Origin of the sequence: Agrobacterium sp. ST15.16.055, assembly GCF_027956555.1 — a bacterium.
In the GTDB taxonomy this organism is placed as follows: domain Bacteria; phylum Pseudomonadota; class Alphaproteobacteria; order Rhizobiales; family Rhizobiaceae; genus Agrobacterium; species Agrobacterium salinitolerans.
The window spans coordinates 69846-86723 of the sequence record NZ_JAQKGN010000004.1 but is presented as its reverse complement, the minus strand read 5'-3'; the positions used below and the strand labels follow the sequence as shown (position 1 = coordinate 86723).

Genomic DNA, 16878 nt, shown 5'->3' with positions numbered 1-16878 from the left:
ATCAACAATGAAAAAATCGGTCATCATCGCCGGCCTTCTGGCCGCCACTTTCGCTATTACGCCGGCCAAGGCCGACAAACTCGACGACATTATTTCCTCCGGCACGCTGCGTTGCGCTGTTGTGCTCGATTTCCCGCCCATGGGCGCGCGTGATGATGCCAATAACCCTGTTGGTTTTGACGTCGATTATTGCAACGATCTGGCCAAGGTGCTTGGCGTCACGGCTGAAATCGTCGAGACCCCGTTCCCCGAGCGTATTCCGGCGCTGATGTCCGGACGCGTCGACGTCGGCGTTGCCTCGACGTCTGATACGCTGGAACGCGCCAAGACGGTCGGCATGACCGTGCCTTACTTTGCCTTTGAAATGGCTGTCACCGCCAACGACAAGTCCGGCATCAAGTCCTTCGAAGACATGAAGGGCAAGACGGTTGGCGCAACCGCCGGCACTTTCGAAGCCATCGCGCTCGAAAAGACAGTCAAGGAATGGGGCGTGGGCGAGTTCCGTCCTTACCAGACGCAGGCTGACGTGTTCCTTGCGCTTAGCCAGGGCCAGATCGACGCCACCGTCTCCACCTCCACCGTTGCGCAGTCGACCGTCAAGAGCGGCAAGTTCGCAGGCGTCTCTGTCGTCGGCAAGGCGCCTTATGACATCGACTACGTGTCGCTGTTCACCAACCGCGATGAATACGGCTTCATCAACTATCTGAACCTTTTCATCAACCAGCAGGTTCGCACCGGCCGTTACGCCGAACTCTATGAAAAATGGGTTGGCGGCGAAGTTCCCTCGCTCACCGTCAACGGCGTTTATCGCTGATCAGGACTTTTCGTAAACGGCGCGGTCAAAATGGTCGCGCCGTTGATCGTTTCTGAAAAGGCGGGACGCTTCATGTTCAACTATACATTTCACTGGAATCAGGCGCTGAAGGCTTTGCCGCAGCTTCTGGACGGTGCGGTGGTGACGCTGCAGATCGCCATTCTGTCGATGGTGATCGGTCTTTCCTGCGCCATCGTGCTGACGTTGTGCCGGCTCTCCGGCAACCGCATTCTCGGCGCTTTCGCCGCCGTCTGGGTGGAAATCGCCCGCAACACGCCGGCGCTGTTCCAGATTTACATGGCCCATTTCGGTCTTGGCAATTTCGGCATTCACCTCAGCCCCTATACGGCGCTTCTGGTCGGCATCGCCTTCAACAATGCCGGTTACCTTGCGGAGAATTTCCGTGGCGCGCTGAAAGCCATTCCCGATACGCAGACGCGGTCGGGCCGTTCGCTCGGCATGACCTCGATGCAGACCTTCCGGCTGATCATCCTGCCGCAAATGCTGCGCGTTGCGTTTCTACCTGCCACCAACCAGATGATCTGGGCGATCCTCATGACCTCGCTCGGTGTCACCGTCGGCATGAATACGGATCTCGCCGGTGTCACGCAGGCCTTGAACGCCCGTTCGTTCCGCACTTTCGAATTTTTCGCGCTCGCCGCGGTCATCTATTACGTGATCGCCAAGTTCGTCACGCTCGCCGCCAGATTGCTAGCCGCGCGTCTGTTCCGTTATTGAGAGAGGTGAGCCATGTTTGAAACCGCTCTCACCTGGAGTGATCTCGCTTTCCTGGCCAAGGGTGCCGGCATGACGCTTGCCGTCACCGCCGTTGCCGTCACGGCCGGCACTATTCTGGGTATCATCTTCGGCATCATCCGTTTCCAGTTCGGACCCTATTGGTCGCTGCCGCTGACCTTCGTTCTGGATATTTTCCGTTCCGTACCGCTGCTGATCCAGCTTGTTCTCGGCAACGCCTTCCAGTCGATCGCAAAGCTCGGCTGGCCGCCGTTCACAACGTCCTGCGTGGTTCTGTCGCTTTATACCGCTGCCTATTGCACCGAAATCGTGCGTGGCGGCATTGAAGCAGTACCCTCGAACACCCGCCGCGCCTGCCGGTCGCTCGGCATGACCTGGTCCCAGGACATGCGCTACATTGTGCTGCCGCTCGCCACGCGCGTGTCATTGCCGGCGTGGATCGGGCTCACGCTCGGTGTCATGAAGGATTCGGCGCTCGTTCTTTGGCTCGGCCTCATCGAACTTCTGCGTGCCTCGCAGATCCTCGTCACCCGCCTGCAGGAGCCGCTGACGATCTTGATGATCTGCGGCGCCATCTACTTCCTTATCAGTTTCCCCATCGCCCGTTTCGGCGGGTATCTCGAAAGACGGTGGTCCCCCAATGATTGAGATCGAAAACGTCCGCAAATCCTTCGGCCCGCTGGAGGTTCTGAAAGGGATCAACCTCACCGTCAACAAGGGCGAGGTTGTCACCATCATCGGCGGCTCCGGTTCCGGCAAATCGACCCTGCTGACCTGCATCAACGGCCTTGAGCCGATCGACAGCGGCAAGATCGTCATCGACGGCACCGAGGTGCACGCCAAATCGACAGACCTCAACAAGCTGCGCCGCAAGGTCGGCATCGTCTTCCAGCAATGGAACGCCTTTCCGCATTTGACGGTGCTGGAAAACGTCATGCTCGCGCCGCGCAAGGTGCTCGATATCTCGAAGGAGCAGGCCGAAGAGATTGCGGTCAAACAACTGACCCATGTGGGTCTTGCCGAAAAGCTGAAGGTCTATCCGAACCGCATGTCGGGCGGTCAGCAGCAGCGAATGGCGATTGCCCGTGCGCTTGCCATGTCGCCGGAATATATGCTGTTCGATGAAGTCACGTCTGCGCTCGACCCGATGCTGGTGGGCGAAGTGCTTGATACGCTGAAGATGCTGGCGGATGAGGGCATGACGATGATCTGCGTCACGCACGAAATGGCCTTCGCCCGCGATGTCTCGAACCGCGTCGCCTTCTTCCATCAGGGCGTCATGGCGGAAATCGGCACGCCGGATCAGCTCTTCGGCGCACCGCAGCATCCTGAAACGCAGAAGTTTCTGGCGAGCGTGCGGTAATGCCAGCCAATGATGTCATCGTCATCGGGGCCGGCGTTGTCGGCCTCTCGGCGGCAATCGCGGCGCAGGGCCGCGGCCTGTCGGTCACGGTCATCGACCGTGAAGGACCGGCGGCGGGCGCGTCCGCCGGCAATGCCGGCGCCTTCGCTTTCACCGATATTCTCCCGCTGGCATCGCCAGGCATTCTCTGGAAAGCGCCGAAGTGGCTTCTCGATCCGCTCGGGCCGCTCAGCGTGCCGCCGGCCTATGCGCTGAAGATCGCACCGTGGATGTTCCGGTTCTGGCGGGCCTGCGCCGCTTCGAAGGTGGAACATTCCACCGCCGCCCAGACGGCGCTGATGGACCTTTCCAAGGCAGAGCTGGAGCCGTTCCTCAAAAAGACGGACACGATTGCGATGCTGCGCAAGGAGGGGAACCTTCAGGTCTATGAAAGCGAGGCGGAATTCGAAGCCTCGCTTGCCGGCTGGAAGGCGCGCGAACGTCACGGCATCGAGTTCCGGCATCTCAATGCCGAACAGATGGCCGAGATACAGCCCGGCATCGCGCCGCGTTTTACCTGCGGCACCTTTACGCCCGGCTGGTATTCCATCGCCGACCCCAAGCTTTATACGCTGGCGCTGGCCGATCATTTCCGCACCATCGGCGGGCGTATCGAATGCCTCGATATCGCTTCGCTTCGACCACTGGAAGACGGTGTCGAGGTGGTAAGCCATGATGGGCGCACCCGCAAGGCCGCCAAGGTGGTGCTGGCGGCCGGCGCCTTTTCGCATCGTATCGCCCGTTCGCTCGGGGAAAAAATTCCGCTGGAAACCGAACGAGGGTATAATACAACCCTGCCGTCTGGCGCCTTCGATCTGCGTACGCAGGTGACTTTCGGCGGCCATGGTTTTGTTGTTACCCGCCTTTCCTCCGGTATCCGCGTTGGCGGTGCCGTCGAACTGGGCGGGCTCGAGCTTCCGGCGAATTTCGCCCGTTCCGAGGCGCTGCTGACCAAGGCGAAAGCCTTCCTGCCGGGCCTGAAAACCGAAGGCGGCAAGCAGTGGATGGGCTTTCGCCCCTCGCTGCCGGACAGCCTGCCGGCCATCGGGCAAGCACGGCACACGGCGCGGGTGGTCTATGCATTCGGCCACGGGCATCTGGGGTTGACGCAATCGGCGGGCACGGCCCGCATCGTCGCCGATCTGCTAACGGGGCAAAAACCCGCCATCGATACACGGGCATTTTCGCCGCAACGTTTCTAGAGAATTTTGGCTTTTCTCCGAAACGCAAAAATTCTCGAGTTCTTTTTTTCACGCATTTTCCGGGCGTAGAACCGCTACGACTTTTACTGGAAATGCTTTTGGGAGATTTTCGATGTCTTCTTCCCTCTCGACAACAGCCGTTCCTGAAGCCCGCAGTATTTTGGCCGGTTCGGCCGAAGGTCCCGTGATTGCGACGACCGAAGCGCTGAGTTTCTGGGGTGGGGTCGATCCCGCCACCGGCAGGGTGATCGACGTGCACCACCCGTTGCATGGTGTCTGTCTTACCGGCGGCGTGCTGTTCATGCCAACCAGCCGCGGTTCGTGCACCGGTTCGGGCGTGCTGCTCGATCTTATCCTGACGGGCCGTGCTCCCTCGGCGCTGGTCTTCTGCGAGGCCGAGGACGTGCTGACGCTTGGCGCGCTGATCGCCGCTGAAATGTTCGGCAAGCCTTTGCCGGTGCTGCGGCTTGACGCGGAAAATTTCGCCCGGTTCTCCAAGGCAGCTCATGTCCGTATCGATGAGACGGCCATCGAAGCCGATGGCGTTTCCCTTGGCATTGCGCCGCCGGCGACGGCGCATCTCGATCTTCGGGATGACGACCGGGCCATGCTCGAAGGGCGCGATGGCGTCGCCGTGCAGCAGTCCATGCGTATCACCGTCGCCATGGCCGCCCAGCAGGGGGCGTCGGCGCTTGTCGATGTCACGCAGGGCCATATTGACGGTTGCATCTACGCCAGCCCCGCCAATCTCACCTTCGCGGAAAAAATGGCGGAGATGGGGGCGAAGGTTCGGGTGCCGACGACCATGAACGCCATTTCTGTGGACAAGGCGCATTGGCGTTCACAGGGCATGCCGGAGGATTTCGGCGACCCGGCCGCAAGGCTGGCGGATGCCTATGTGCGCATGGGCTGTCGCCCGACATTCACCTGTTCGCCTTACCTGCTCGACAGCGCGCCGCAGGCCGGCGACATGATCGCCTGGGCCGAGTCGAACGCTGTCATCTTCGCCAATACGGTTCTTGGCGCGCGTACGGCGAAACATCCGGATTTTCTCGATCTCTGCATCGCACTGACGGGCAGGGCGCCGCTGGCCGGCGTCTATCTGGAGGAAAATCGCCGTCCTCAGCGCATCGTCAATGTGGCGTTGCCGCAGGGCGTGGATGATGCCTTCTGGCCGCTCGTCGGTTATCTGGCGGGCAAGGCGGCGCCCGATTGCATTCCCCTGTTGCGCGGCCTTGGCCCCGCAAAGCCGTCGCGGGATGATCTAAAGGCGCTTTGCGCCGCTTTCGGCACCACCTCCGCTGCGCCTATGCTGCATATAGAGGGCGCAACGCCGGAAGCCGGTCTTGCCCCTCTCGAAACTGCCGACACCGTCTCCATTTCGCTGGCTGACATGGCCGCCGGCTGGTCGCTGCTCAACGAAGGGCCAGAAGAGGTTCAACTCGTCGCCATCGGCAGTCCGCATGCCTCGCTGGAGGAGTGCCAAGCGCTTGCGGCTGAATTTGCCGGCCGCCGGCGTCACGCGGATGTCGCCGTCATCGTCACCGCCGGTCAGCATGTCATCGATGCTGCTGTGCAGGACGGCACGCTGCGGAGATTGAAGGACAGCGGCGTACAGGTGCTGCCTGATCTCTGCTGGTGCTCCATTTCCGAGCCGGTTTTCCCGACGAAGACCCGTGCGCTCATGACCAATTCAGGCAAATACGCCCATTACGGCCCCGGCCTCAGTGGTCGCGCGGTGCGCTTCGGCAGCCTTGCCGATTGCGTCGGCAGCGCGCTGACCGGCCATGCTGTTTCCCGTCTTCCTTCCTGGCTTTCGTGAGGATAAATGAATGCGCAGTATCAAGACAGTTCATGTGATTTCCGCCCATGCGGAAGGCGAGGTGGGAGATGTGATCGTTGGCGGGGTGAAGCCGCCGCCGGGTGAGACGATCTGGGAGCAGAGCCGCTTCATCGCCCGTGATGAAACCCTGCGCAACTTCGTGCTCAATGAGCCGCGCGGCGGCGTGTTCCGCCACGTCAACCTGCTGGTGCCGCCGAAACATCCTGACGCGGATGCCGCCTTCATCATCATGGAGCCGGAAGATACGCCGCCCATGTCTGGCTCCAACTCCATCTGCGTTTCCACCGTGCTTCTGGATGGCGGCATCGTGCCGATGCAGGAGCCGGAAACCCATATGCTGCTGGAGGCTCCTGGCGGATTGGTAAAGGTGCGCGCCGAATGCCGCAACGGCAAGGCCGAGCGCATTTTCGTGCAGAACCTGCCGAGCTTTGCCGCACAACTCAATGTGGAACTCGAAGTCGAAGGTCTGGGTAAGCTCAAGGTGGATACCGCTTATGGCGGCGACAGCTTCGTCATCGTCGATGCGGAAGCGATGGGCTTCAGCCTGAAGCCGGAAGAGGCGCATGAGATCGCCCGCCTTGGCGTGCGCATCACCAATGCCGCCAACAAGGCTTTGGGTTTCGACCATCCCGAGAACCCGGACTGGCGGCATTTTTCCTTCTGCCTGTTTGCCGGTAAGGTGGAGCGCACGGCTGAAGGCTTGCGGGCAGGGGCGGCCGTCGCCATCCAGCCGGGCAAGGTGGATCGCTCGCCGACAGGCACAGCGCTTTCAGCCCGCATGGCCGTGCTGCATGCACGAGGCGAAATGAAGGAGGGCGAAACGCTGACGGCGGTTTCGCTGATTGGCTCTACCTTTACTGGCCGCATTCTCGGGACCACCAAGGTTGGCGACCGTCTGGCCATCCTGCCGGAAATTTCCGGCCGCGGCTGGATCACCGGCATTCACCAGCACATGCTCGATCCGTCCGATCCGTGGCCGCAGGGGTATCGGCTGACGGATACCTGGGGTGCTCGGTAGGGGCTTTACGGGTCACTCAGGGGAAATGTTGAGACCACGGCGGTGCCGCGTCTTTCTTCTCCCCGCCGGGGAGAAGGTGGCCCGAAGGGTCGGATGAGGGGGCACCGTTGCCGGATTTCGGAGAGCTTGCCCCCTCATCCCGCTGCCGCGGACTTCTCCCCCTCGGGGAGAAGAAGCAAGCGGCTCCCGCTCCCTCCAATAGGGTTAGACGTTCAACCGCCTCGTCGTTTCCCGCACGATCAGCTCGAAACCGACATCCACCCGTGCCCCTTCGGGAACAGCGGCACCCTTCTCCGGCTCCAATATCGAAAGCAGCAATTCGCCAGCCTTGCGGCCGATCATCTGGGCATCGACCCGGATAGTCGAAATCGCCGGATAACATTGCCGGCCGATATCGAAATCGCCGAAGCCGAGGATGGAAATGCGGTCTGGGACACTGATTCCCCTTCGATGACATTCCATCAGTGCGCCAACGGCGGAAATATCCGACACGGCGAAGATGGCCTCGACATCGGGCGCCTTGGCCAGCAGCGAGCCGAGGGTCTTTGCCCCGTGGTCATAGGAGACCGGGGCGCTGCCTTCGCGAATGATGAGATCATCGGCAATGCCAGCTTCACGCAGGGCCGCGCCGAAACCGAGCAGGCGGCTTTCGCCGCGCCAGTCCTTCACATCGCCATCGGCCCTGGAGCCGAGCGCGCCGATTCTTTTGAAACCGAGCGATATCAGATGTTTGGCGGCGGTTCTTCCTACTTCGTAATTGGAAAAACCGACCGCATGGTCGATGGGGTGTTCGGGAACATCCCAGATTTCCACGATCGGGATACCGGCGCGCATCAACACTTCGCTTGCCATCTTGGTATGCACCGTGCCGGCAACGACAATGGCGTCGGGACGGCGCTCCATCATGGTGCGTATGACGCGTTCTTCTTCCTGTAGATCGTACATGGTGTAGCCGATCAACAATTGGTAATCGGCGGCGCGCAGCGCATTGGCGAGCCCCTGCGCGCTGTCGGCGAAGTTGGAGTTGGTGAGCGTCGGCAGGATGGCGGTGATGAAATTGGTGCGCCGGGATGAGAGCGATCCGGCGATTCGATCAGGCACATAACCAAGCTTCTCGATGGCCTTCATCACCTTCTGGCGCGTGTCTTCAGACACCAGCGCCGGGTCGGCCAGCACTCGCGAGACGGTCATCTTGGAGACGCCCGCGAGTTTCGAGACGTCGCTCATGGTTGCTTTTTTCGACGTGACTAACGCTGCGGCCAAGGGCGTGCGCTCCACCAAAGCATGTCTCCCTAAATTCGAACCGGTTCAGGACAAGACATACACGAAGATATCAAGGGAAAGCACGCCGCATGATTGCATATCGCTGCGGCGTGCACCGGATTTATGCGATGCGGCTATAGACCAGATGGTAAAAACGTCCGTCGCACATGCTCATCATCTCATCCGTCAGTACACGGCCTTCCAGCCGGACCGGTGAAACCAGTGCTTCCTCCACAGCTTCCATCGAAGGATAGTCGATTTCCTGCACCATGATGATCGAGGCGGCGTCCGGATCCGTGCGCTCGGTACGCATCACCCGCACGGCCTGCGCATTCGGCATGCGTTTCCAGACCGGAAGCAGTTTTTCCTCGACGATGCGGAAAAATTCCTCCTCCCGACCGGGGTTGATCCTGCCTTCGAAAATTGCCGAGCGTGTGTACATGTGTCCTCCCGAATGATTGCCGATCGAAACAGTTCTGTAGATCGGACTTGCAATGATACCGATAACATGCATTATTGATCCTGCCAAGAACGTGAGATGGTGTCGACCAGAGGAAAATCGACAACCGGCGGAATTTATTGAATTTCAAAGTAAATTCATCAGGTTTTTGCTTTCGCGATTTCTTGGGAGGAGTTTTTTGTCTATCGCTGTAGAATGTTATCGAGAACATTTTTCGCGTGGCGCAAGATCGCTGTTCCGCTTTGGGCAGCCACTTAAAAGGTTGGAGGAGAGACCATGAGCATATCCAGATTTCTGAAGAACATGACCGTTGCCGTTGGTGTTGCCGCAGCTTCGCTTGCTGCCACTACGTCTGCCCATGCCGTCTCGCTCAGCGAGATCACGGCGCGCGGCAAGGTCAAGATCGGTGTTCTGACCGGCGCTCCACCGATGGGCATGGTGGATGAGAAGGGCAATCCTTCCGGTTACGACGTCGATGTCGCCAATCTCATCGGCTCTTACCTGTCGCTGCCGGTGGAACTGGTGCCGCTGACACCGCCCGCGCGTATTCCGGCCCTTCAGACCGGCAAGGTCGATTTCCTTGTTGCGACGCTCGCTCCGACCGGTGAGCGCGCCAAGACCGTGATGTTCACGCAGCCCTATAGCGCGTTCAACATGGACATCATCTCGGGCAAGGATCAGAAGTTCGAAAACCTCGAAAGCCTCAAGGGCAAGCGAGTTTCGGTCAATCGCGGCTCCTCGCAGGAAACCGCGCTGCGCAAGGCCAATGTCGAAGGTCTCGAAATCGTCGTTTACGAAGACGATTCCACCAGCGCACAGGCATTGCTTGCCGGTCAGGTGGATGCTGTCGCCTTGCCGTCCACGGTTGGCGAAGCGATCATCAAGCAGCGCCCGGAAGCCGGTCTGCAGGTTGGTTTCACCTTCTTCCAGCAGGGTAATTCGATGGCGACCAAGCTTGAGGATTTCGAGCTGCGCCAGTGGCTGAACACGTCCATCTACCTCATGAAGATGTCGGGTGATCTCGACCGCATCTCGGTCAAGTGGACCGGCCGTCCGCTGCCGCAACTGCCAAGCTTCTGATTGAGCCTTTCAACGCGCCCGCCGGGAAACTTCCGGCGGGCCCGGGAAATGTCAACGGAGTGACGCATGTCCTATACATTCCAATTCGGCGCGCTCGCCCAATATCAGAATGAAATTCTGAACGGCATATGGCTGACGATCAAGCTGTCGGTCCTCTCCATTGTGCTCGGCTGCGCTTTCGGCATTCTATTGGCCTCGCTGCGGTCCATCAATGGCGGCATAGTCCGCATCATCGTGGACGGTTATGTGGAAGTCATCCGCAATACGCCGTTTCTCGTGCAGCTTTTCATCGTCTATTTCGGCCTGCCGGGCCTCGGTTTCAGGGTAGGGGCAGATACGGCGGCGCTGATCGGCATGACGATCAACCTTGCGGCCTATTCGACGGAGATCATCCGCGCCGGCATCGAGGCTGTTCACAAGTCGCAGATTGAGGCGGGCGAGGCGCTCGGCTTCACTAAATATCAGATCTATCGCCACGTCATCATCGTGCCGGCTATTGCGAAGGTCTATCCCTCGCTGTGCAGCCAGTTCGTGCTGATGATGCTGGCGTCGAGCATATGTTCGGCTATTTCCACCCATGAACTTGCGGCCGCCGCAGCCTTCGTGGAATCGCAGACCTATCGTTCCTTCGAGGTCTATATCGTCGTCACGCTCATCTATCTGGCACTGGCGCTTTCCCTGCGGCTTATTCTTGCCCTCGTCGGCATGTGGCTGTTCGGTCGCCGCGTGGCGCGTAAGACGATGACCGCTTTGCCGGAGGTGCAGTCATGACTCTTCGAACTTTCGGCTGGAACGAATTCGGCTTCCTCTTGACCGCCCTGCAATGGACCGTGCTTCTGACGATCATTGCGCTGATCGGCGGCGGCATCGTCGGCTTCTTCGTGGCGCTCGCCCGTACCTCGAATTTCAAGGCGCTGCGCATTGCCGCCGGCACCTATATTCAGGTGATCCAGGGTATTCCGGTGCTGATGATCCTGTTTCTGTCCTATTACGGCCTCAGCCTTGCCGGACTGGAATTGCCGCCGCTCTTTGCCGCCGGCGCCTCGATGACGATCTATACGTCGGGTTATCTCGCGGAAATCTGGCGCGGCTGCATCCAGGCGGTGCCGAAGCAGCAGTGGGAAGCATCGGAATCGCTCGCTCTCACCCGCGCCCAGCAATATCGTTACGTCATCCTGCCGCAGGCGATCCGCATTTCGCTGCCGCCGACCGTCGGTTTTGCCGTTCAGGTCGTCAAGAATACGTCCATCGCATCGATCATCGGTTTCGTCGAACTGGCAAGAGCGGGGCAGCTCATCAACAATGCCACGTTCCAGCCGTTCCGCGTCTTCGTTGCCGTGGCCGTGCTTTATTTCATCGTCTGCTACCCGTTGTCCCAGCTATCGCGTTGGCTGGAAAGGAGGCTTCATGCCGGAAGTAATCGTTGAAAACGTTCACAAGAGCTTTGGCGCTCTGGAAGTCCTCAAAGGCGTGTCGCTTTCGGTCGGCCGTGGTGAAGTCTTCGCCCTCATCGGCCGCTCGGGTTCGGGCAAGAGCACGCTGCTGCGCTGCATGAACGGGTTGGAGAAGATCAATTCGGGCCGCATCGAAATCGCCGGTCATGCCATCGGCGAAGATGCCAAGGCGCTGCGCAAGCTGCGCACCGATGTCGGCATCGTCTTCCAGAGCTACAATCTTTTCCCGCACCTGACGGTCGGCGAAAACATCATGCTCGCGCCGCGCATCGTCAAGGATGTGGCGAAATCGGAAACGAGAGATATTGCCCGCGAGGTTCTGCAGCTCGTCGGCCTGTCGGAGAAATTCGATTCCTATCCCGACCAGCTTTCCGGCGGCCAGCAGCAGCGCGTGGCGATTGCCCGCTCGCTCGCCATGCGGCCGAAGGTGATGCTGTTCGACGAGGTGACTTCGGCGCTCGATCCGGAACTGACCGAGGAAGTGCTGACCGTCATGGAAAACCTCGCCAAGGACGGCATGACCATGATCCTTGTCACCCATGAAATGGCTTTCGCGCGCCGCGTGGCGACTGAAACCATCTTCATGCACAAGGGCAAGATCTGGGAGCAGGGCCGTTCTTCCGAGCTCTTCGCCAATCCGCAAACGCCGGAACTCCGGCAATTCGTCAAGGCCGATGTGAAGTAGTTCGCCGGCGCAAAGGAAACTCCATGACCACTGAAATCGTGCAACTGTGCCCGCTCATCCCGGCACTGGAAGACGAACTTGCGCAGCGCTTCACCGTGCATCGCCTGTTCGAAGCTTCGGACAAGGCGGCGTTGCTTGCTGAAAAGGGCGCGGCGATCCGCGGCGTCGTCACCGGCGGCCATATCGGCCTGCCGGCGGATATCGGCGCGGCGCTTCCCAATCTTGAAATCGTCGCCATCAATGGCGTCGGTTTCGACAAGGTCGATCTGACCGACGCGAAACGGCGCGGCTTCCGCGTCGCCAATACACCTGACGTGCTGACAGCCGATGTCGCCGACCTCGCCCTCGGTCTCGTTCTGGCGCAGGCGCGTAAGCTGCCGCAGGCGGACCAGCATGTGCGCACCGGCCAATGGCTGAAGGGTGATATGGGGCTTTCCACCCGTGTGGCCGGCCGCCGTTACGGCATTTTCGGTCTCGGCCGCATCGGCCAGGCAATCGCAAAGCGGCTCGAGGGTTTCGATGCCCGCATTTCCTACACCGCGAGAAGCCGCCGCGATGTCGCTTATGATTATTACGACAGCATCGAAGCGCTGGCTGCCAATTGTGATGTGCTGATCATTGCCGCCGCCGCCACGGCCGAAACCCGCCATATCGTCAATGCGGATGTGCTGAAGGCCCTCGGTCCCCAGGGCGTGCTCGTCAATGTGGCGCGCGGGTCGCTCGTGGATGAGACGGCGCTTGTCGAGGCGCTTTCGAAAGGCGCAATCGGCGGCGCGGCGCTCGATGTCTTCGAGGACGAACCGCGCGTGCCGGAAGCGCTTTTCGCTTTCGATAACGTCACGCTCGCCCCGCATGTCGGCAGCGGCACGCACCAGACGCGACGCGCCATGGCCGATCTGGTTCTCGCCAATCTCGATGCGCATTTCGCCGGCAAAGAATTGCCAACGCCGGTGGTGTGACGGGCAACGAATTGTCACCTGTATAAAGTGACGGCGCAGCTTCTGTTGCGCTGTTTGGTTTCAGGCGGGCAGGGCTTCGGGGAAGCTGCTGCAAAAGACGGAATTCCCGGCGATCTTTGCCCTGTCATTCATACTTATATAATATGTATAATCCTACTATTCTGCCTGATTATGAAGTAATGAGGCGGAGAGGTGCGTTCCAAAGGCCCGAAGACACCCGAAGAGAACCGGATGTCGCGAAAAAAGCGCGATGTCACGCCATCCGCCATTCCTGACATGGGCGAAAATGCCAATCCTTCCGACCGGCACGCGCTTCTGGAAGCGATGATCGACCACGTACCGGATTTTATCTATGCCAAGGATCTGGAAGGGCGCTTTCTTTTCGCCAATCGCGCCATAGTCACCGAAAACGGCTTTGATACGGTCGAGCAACTGATAGGGCTCACTGACTACGATATTCATGGTGAAGCGGCGCAGCGCGCCGGCATTCCCGAGACCGAAGCGCGGGTAATGCGCACCGGCGAACCGGATCTCGGTTATGAAGAACGTGCCATGCGCGGCGATATCGACCGCTGGCTAATGATGTCGCGTGTGCCGCTGAAGGACAAGGCTGGCAACATCATCGGCGTGGTCGGCGCTTCGCGCGATATTACCCAGAAAAAGGCCTCCGAGCGATTGCTTCAGGCGCAGGCGCGTATCCTGCAAATGATTGTGGCGGCGGCGCGGATCGAGGATTTTCTCGAGGAATTCGTCAAGGCCATCGAAAATCTCGCCACCGGCCTTGCCTGCGCGGTGCGGGTAGTCGAGGCGGCGGAAGGGGAGCCTTCCGTTTACGCCTCGCCGGCGCTCGCGCAGCAGGAGGGGCTGGCTGCACTTTTCGCCAGTGTCAGTGATCCTGAGCGCCTCACCCATCCCGCAGAACACGTCGCCTTCAGTTTCGATATTCCGGCCAGCGAAGGCAAGGCGCATGGTTTCGTCTGGTGCGTGCTGGCCGGCCGCGAGCCGGACGCGGCGCTGGTGGAGTTTATCGGCGCTGCGGCGCGCATGGCGGGCCTGGCAATCGACCGCAAAAGGGCGGCGGAACATATCGCCTTTTTGGCGGATCACGACATGCTGACCCGGCTGCCGAACCGCCGTTTCCTCGATACGAGACTGCCGGAAATACTGGCGGCGGCGGCAAAGGCGAACCGAAGGGTCGGTATCGGGTTTCTCGATCTCGATAATTTTAAGCACATCAACGATACGCTTGGCCACAGCATCGGCGATGCCCTGCTGTCGAAAACCGCCGAGCGCATTGCGAAAAGCCTGCGGAAAAACGATCTCGTTCTCAGGGTCGGCGGCGACGAGTTCGTCATTATTCTCGAAGAGCGCAAGGACGATGTCGAAAACCGCCTGCAGCGCATCCGGGACGCAGTCTCGCAGCCCTTGCGCATCGGCAATTACGATATCAAGGTCACATGCAGCATCGGCATGGCCTTTTTTCCGGAGCACGGGGAAACCCCAGCGGAAATCGTCGCGGCGGCCGATCTCGCCATGTATGAAGCCAAACATGCCGGGCGCGACAGCATCGCCACCTTCACCCCGAATATGGCGGATGATCTGAGGAAGAAATTCACCCGGATCGAGGAGTTGCGCAAGGCCGTGCAAAGGGACGAATTCGTCCTGCATTTCCAGCCGCAGGTCGATCTTGCGAGCGGCCGGATCAGCGGCGTGGAGGCGCTTGTGCGTTGGCAGCACCCGACGGAAGGTCTGCTCGGCCCCGCGGAATTCATCGGGCTTGCCGAAGAAACCGGACTGATCGTGGAACTCGGGGCAAACATCCTCAGAAAGGCCTGTCATCAGGCGCAGGCTTGGGTTGCCGCCGGCCTCTCGCCGGTCAAGATCGCGGTCAATATCTCGCCACGGCAGTTTCAGGGCGGGCTGGTGCAGCAGATAAGGTCGGTGCTGAAGGAAACCGGGCTAGCGCCCTCCCTTCTGGAAATCGAGATAACCGAGACGCTGATCATTCAGGATGTTGAGGCATCGGTACGGATCATGCGCGCCATAAAACAGATGGGTGTCAGCCTGGCGCTGGACGATTTCGGCATTGGTTATTCTTGCCTTGGTATGCTCAAGACATTTCCGCTGTCCTGCATGAAGATAGACCGCTCGTTCCTGACCCATCTGCCGGAAAAAACCAAGGATAGCGCCATCGTCACGATCATGATCCAGCTTGCGGGATCGCTGGACATCGATGTAATTGCCGAAGGCGTGGAAACCGCCGAGCAGGCCGCGTTCCTGCGCATGGCGGGCTGTCCTTACGGCCAGGGCTATTATTTCAGCCGACCTCTGCCCGCGGACGCGGTCGAGGTAATGCTGCGGAACACGACGACATTCCCCACCGGCCTTTCCAGCGACAGGCCATAAGCTCCCCCATTTGACAGTTTTGCCGGAGAGACGGGCAAGCCGCCCGTCCACCCCAATGTGTCGTTTATTGCCGCGCACATCTCCCCTTCACTCTGGGCTTCGCAAGGCAAGTCTTGGCCGCCTTATCGCGCAGACGAGTGCGCTCTCGGCCTTTGCAGGATTGGGGGAGAGCGTCTCTATGTTTCTAGATATAATAATATAATCACTTTGGAAGATTTAATCTTAGTAATTTATAGAATTATGTTAAAATAAATGACAATATTACTGTATTTTAAACTGATTATTTGTTGTAATTTTACTACTTAATCCGAATGTGTACTTATATTGTATTTGGGTTTGTTCGATTTTAATTGCGACTCCATGGCGGTTTCTGTCATTTGCTCAATCAGCGCAGGGAAGCGGGCGGCAGGGAAAAGACCAGCCCTCAAATTTGCGCATTCGTTGAAAAATTTTGACTGGAGATTAAAAATGAACATCAAGAGCCTTCTGATCGGCTCCGCTGCCGCTCTCGCAGCAGTATCCGGCGCACAGGCCGCTGACGCTATCGTCGCTGCCGAACCAGAGCCCATGGAATATGTCCGCGTCTGCGACGCCTTCGGTAAGGGCTTCTTCTATATGCCCGGCACCGAAACCTGCCTCAAGTTCCAGGGTTATGTCCGTTTCGAGACCGGTTTCGGTCGTGACAAATCGGGCAAGTCCGACTGGGATTCCTTCACCCGTGCGCAGTTCGAAATTGACACCCGCACCGACACCGAGCTCGGCGCTCTGCGCGACTTCATCGGCTTCCAGGGCAATGCTGACAGCGGCTCTGCTGCCCTGAACGACAAAAACACCGACGACAAGGGTTCTGCGGTATTCGTCGATCAGGCATTCATCGAACTCGCCGGCCTCAAAGTTGGTAAGTTCACCAGCTGGTGGGACGATGGTATTGGTGGCGAAACCGACCAACTGTCGTCGAACTCGAAGTTCAACTCCATTCGTTACACCTATGACGCAGGTTCGTTCTGGGCTGGCGTGTCGGTTGACGAGCTGGAAGGCGTCGCTGTCGGTTCCTACAACAAGAACAACAACGCAAACAAAGTTGGCTCATCCAACAACGTTGGCGTTGCGGCTGGTGTCGGAGCCAAGTTCGACAGCGTCTCGCTTGTTCTTATTGGCGGTTATGACACCGATCGTGAAAATGGCGCCGTCCGCCTGATCGCAGAAGCTGGTGTTGGTCCGGGCACTTTCGCTCTGGCTGGTGTCTGGGCTTCCGGCGCAAACGCCTATTACAACGTTTCCGAATGGGCCGTCGCTGCGTCCTACGCCATCAAGGCAACCGACAAGCTGAAAATCACCCCCGGCGTCCAGTACTACGGTGGTTATGGCCTCGCTTCCTGGAATGATTTCTCGAATAACGATGCCTGGAAGGCTGGCCTGACGGTTGACTACAAAATCACTGACGGCTTCTCCACGAGACTGACTGCGAACTACCTCGACGTCGAAAAGAAGCCTGAAGCTTGGACCGGTTTCGTTCGTCTCGAGCGTTCGTTCTAA

General features: G+C 59.3%; 16 protein-coding genes. 14 read left to right on the top strand and 2 right to left on the bottom strand.

All coding sequences use genetic code 11. From position 1 onward, the window contains the following. Positions 1–7 precede the first annotated feature (7 nt). The 7 genes from PL599_RS08580 (at position 8) to PL599_RS08550 (ending at position 7035) form a co-directional block, all read left to right on the top strand. Positions 8–814 (top strand): ABC transporter substrate-binding protein, encoded by an 807-nt coding sequence (locus PL599_RS08580; RefSeq protein WP_077983916.1) that lies wholly within the window; start codon positions 8–10, stop codon positions 812–814. 72 nt (positions 815–886) lie between these two features. Then, on the top strand, positions 887–1552 hold the full coding sequence (locus PL599_RS08575) for an amino acid ABC transporter permease (protein ID WP_271358987.1): 666 nt from the start codon (positions 887–889) through the stop codon (positions 1550–1552). Positions 1553–1564: 12 nt separating this feature from the next. Next, positions 1565–2218 (top strand): amino acid ABC transporter permease, encoded by a 654-nt coding sequence (locus tag PL599_RS08570; RefSeq protein WP_142913841.1) that lies wholly within the window; start codon positions 1565–1567, stop codon positions 2216–2218. Continuing rightward, positions 2211–2933: an amino acid ABC transporter ATP-binding protein gene (locus PL599_RS08565; protein WP_269824343.1), complete on the top strand. Its 723-nt coding sequence runs from the start codon at positions 2211–2213 to the stop codon at positions 2931–2933. The genes PL599_RS08570 and PL599_RS08565 overlap by 8 nt, the downstream gene beginning before the upstream one ends. Continuing rightward, entirely contained in the window at positions 2933–4174 is a 1242-nt protein-coding gene (locus tag PL599_RS08560; RefSeq protein ID WP_269824344.1) for an NAD(P)/FAD-dependent oxidoreductase, read from the top strand. Before PL599_RS08565 ends, PL599_RS08560 begins: the two co-directional genes overlap by 1 nt. Before the next feature lie 112 nt (positions 4175–4286). Then, complete coding sequence (gene lhpI, locus PL599_RS08555) at positions 4287–5996, top strand: cis-3-hydroxy-L-proline dehydratase (RefSeq protein ID WP_269824345.1); 1710 nt, start codon at positions 4287–4289, stop codon at positions 5994–5996. A 10-nt stretch (positions 5997–6006) separates the two neighbouring features. Next, on the top strand, positions 6007–7035 hold the full coding sequence (locus PL599_RS08550; RefSeq protein ID WP_269824346.1) for a trans-3-hydroxy-L-proline dehydratase: 1029 nt from the start codon (positions 6007–6009) through the stop codon (positions 7033–7035). A 204-nt stretch (positions 7036–7239) separates the two neighbouring features. Here the strand turns inward: PL599_RS08550 and PL599_RS08545 are convergent, their stop codons facing one another. Continuing rightward, a complete protein-coding gene (locus tag PL599_RS08545; protein WP_137411150.1) occupies positions 7240–8262 on the bottom strand; it encodes a LacI family DNA-binding transcriptional regulator in 1023 nt (340 codons plus the stop codon). A 157-nt stretch (positions 8263–8419) separates the two neighbouring features. After that, the gene (locus PL599_RS08540; RefSeq protein WP_269824347.1) at positions 8420–8740 is read right to left on the bottom strand and encodes a hypothetical protein; all 321 of its coding nucleotides are present in this window, start codon (positions 8738–8740) and stop codon (positions 8420–8422) included. A gap of 294 nt (positions 8741–9034) precedes the next feature. On the opposite strand from PL599_RS08540, the gene PL599_RS08535 reads away from it, so the two are divergent. From PL599_RS08535 to PL599_RS08505, 7 genes are all read left to right on the top strand, one after another. Further along, positions 9035–9838, top strand: a complete 804-nt coding sequence (locus PL599_RS08535) for a transporter substrate-binding domain-containing protein (RefSeq protein WP_077983908.1) — start codon at positions 9035–9037, stop codon at positions 9836–9838. Positions 9839–9904: 66 nt separating this feature from the next. Continuing rightward, positions 9905–10609, top strand: coding sequence for an amino acid ABC transporter permease (locus tag PL599_RS08530; RefSeq protein WP_080793548.1), 705 nt, complete (start codon positions 9905–9907; stop codon positions 10607–10609). Further along, entirely contained in the window at positions 10606–11265 is a 660-nt protein-coding gene (locus PL599_RS08525) for an amino acid ABC transporter permease (RefSeq protein ID WP_003521700.1), read from the top strand. The genes PL599_RS08530 and PL599_RS08525 overlap by 4 nt, the downstream gene beginning before the upstream one ends. Continuing rightward, the gene (locus PL599_RS08520) at positions 11246–11977 is read left to right on the top strand and encodes an amino acid ABC transporter ATP-binding protein (RefSeq protein ID WP_089153256.1); all 732 of its coding nucleotides are present in this window, start codon (positions 11246–11248) and stop codon (positions 11975–11977) included. The genes PL599_RS08525 and PL599_RS08520 overlap by 20 nt, the downstream gene beginning before the upstream one ends. Positions 11978–12000: 23 nt before the next feature. After that, a complete protein-coding gene (locus tag PL599_RS08515) occupies positions 12001–12936 on the top strand; it encodes a 2-hydroxyacid dehydrogenase (protein ID WP_269824348.1) in 936 nt (311 codons plus the stop codon). A 231-nt stretch (positions 12937–13167) separates the two neighbouring features. Further along, positions 13168–15342 (top strand): putative bifunctional diguanylate cyclase/phosphodiesterase, encoded by a 2175-nt coding sequence (locus tag PL599_RS08510; RefSeq protein WP_269824349.1) that lies wholly within the window; start codon positions 13168–13170, stop codon positions 15340–15342. A gap of 468 nt (positions 15343–15810) precedes the next feature. Continuing rightward, the gene (locus PL599_RS08505) at positions 15811–16878 is read left to right on the top strand and encodes a porin (protein ID WP_271358986.1); all 1068 of its coding nucleotides are present in this window, start codon (positions 15811–15813) and stop codon (positions 16876–16878) included.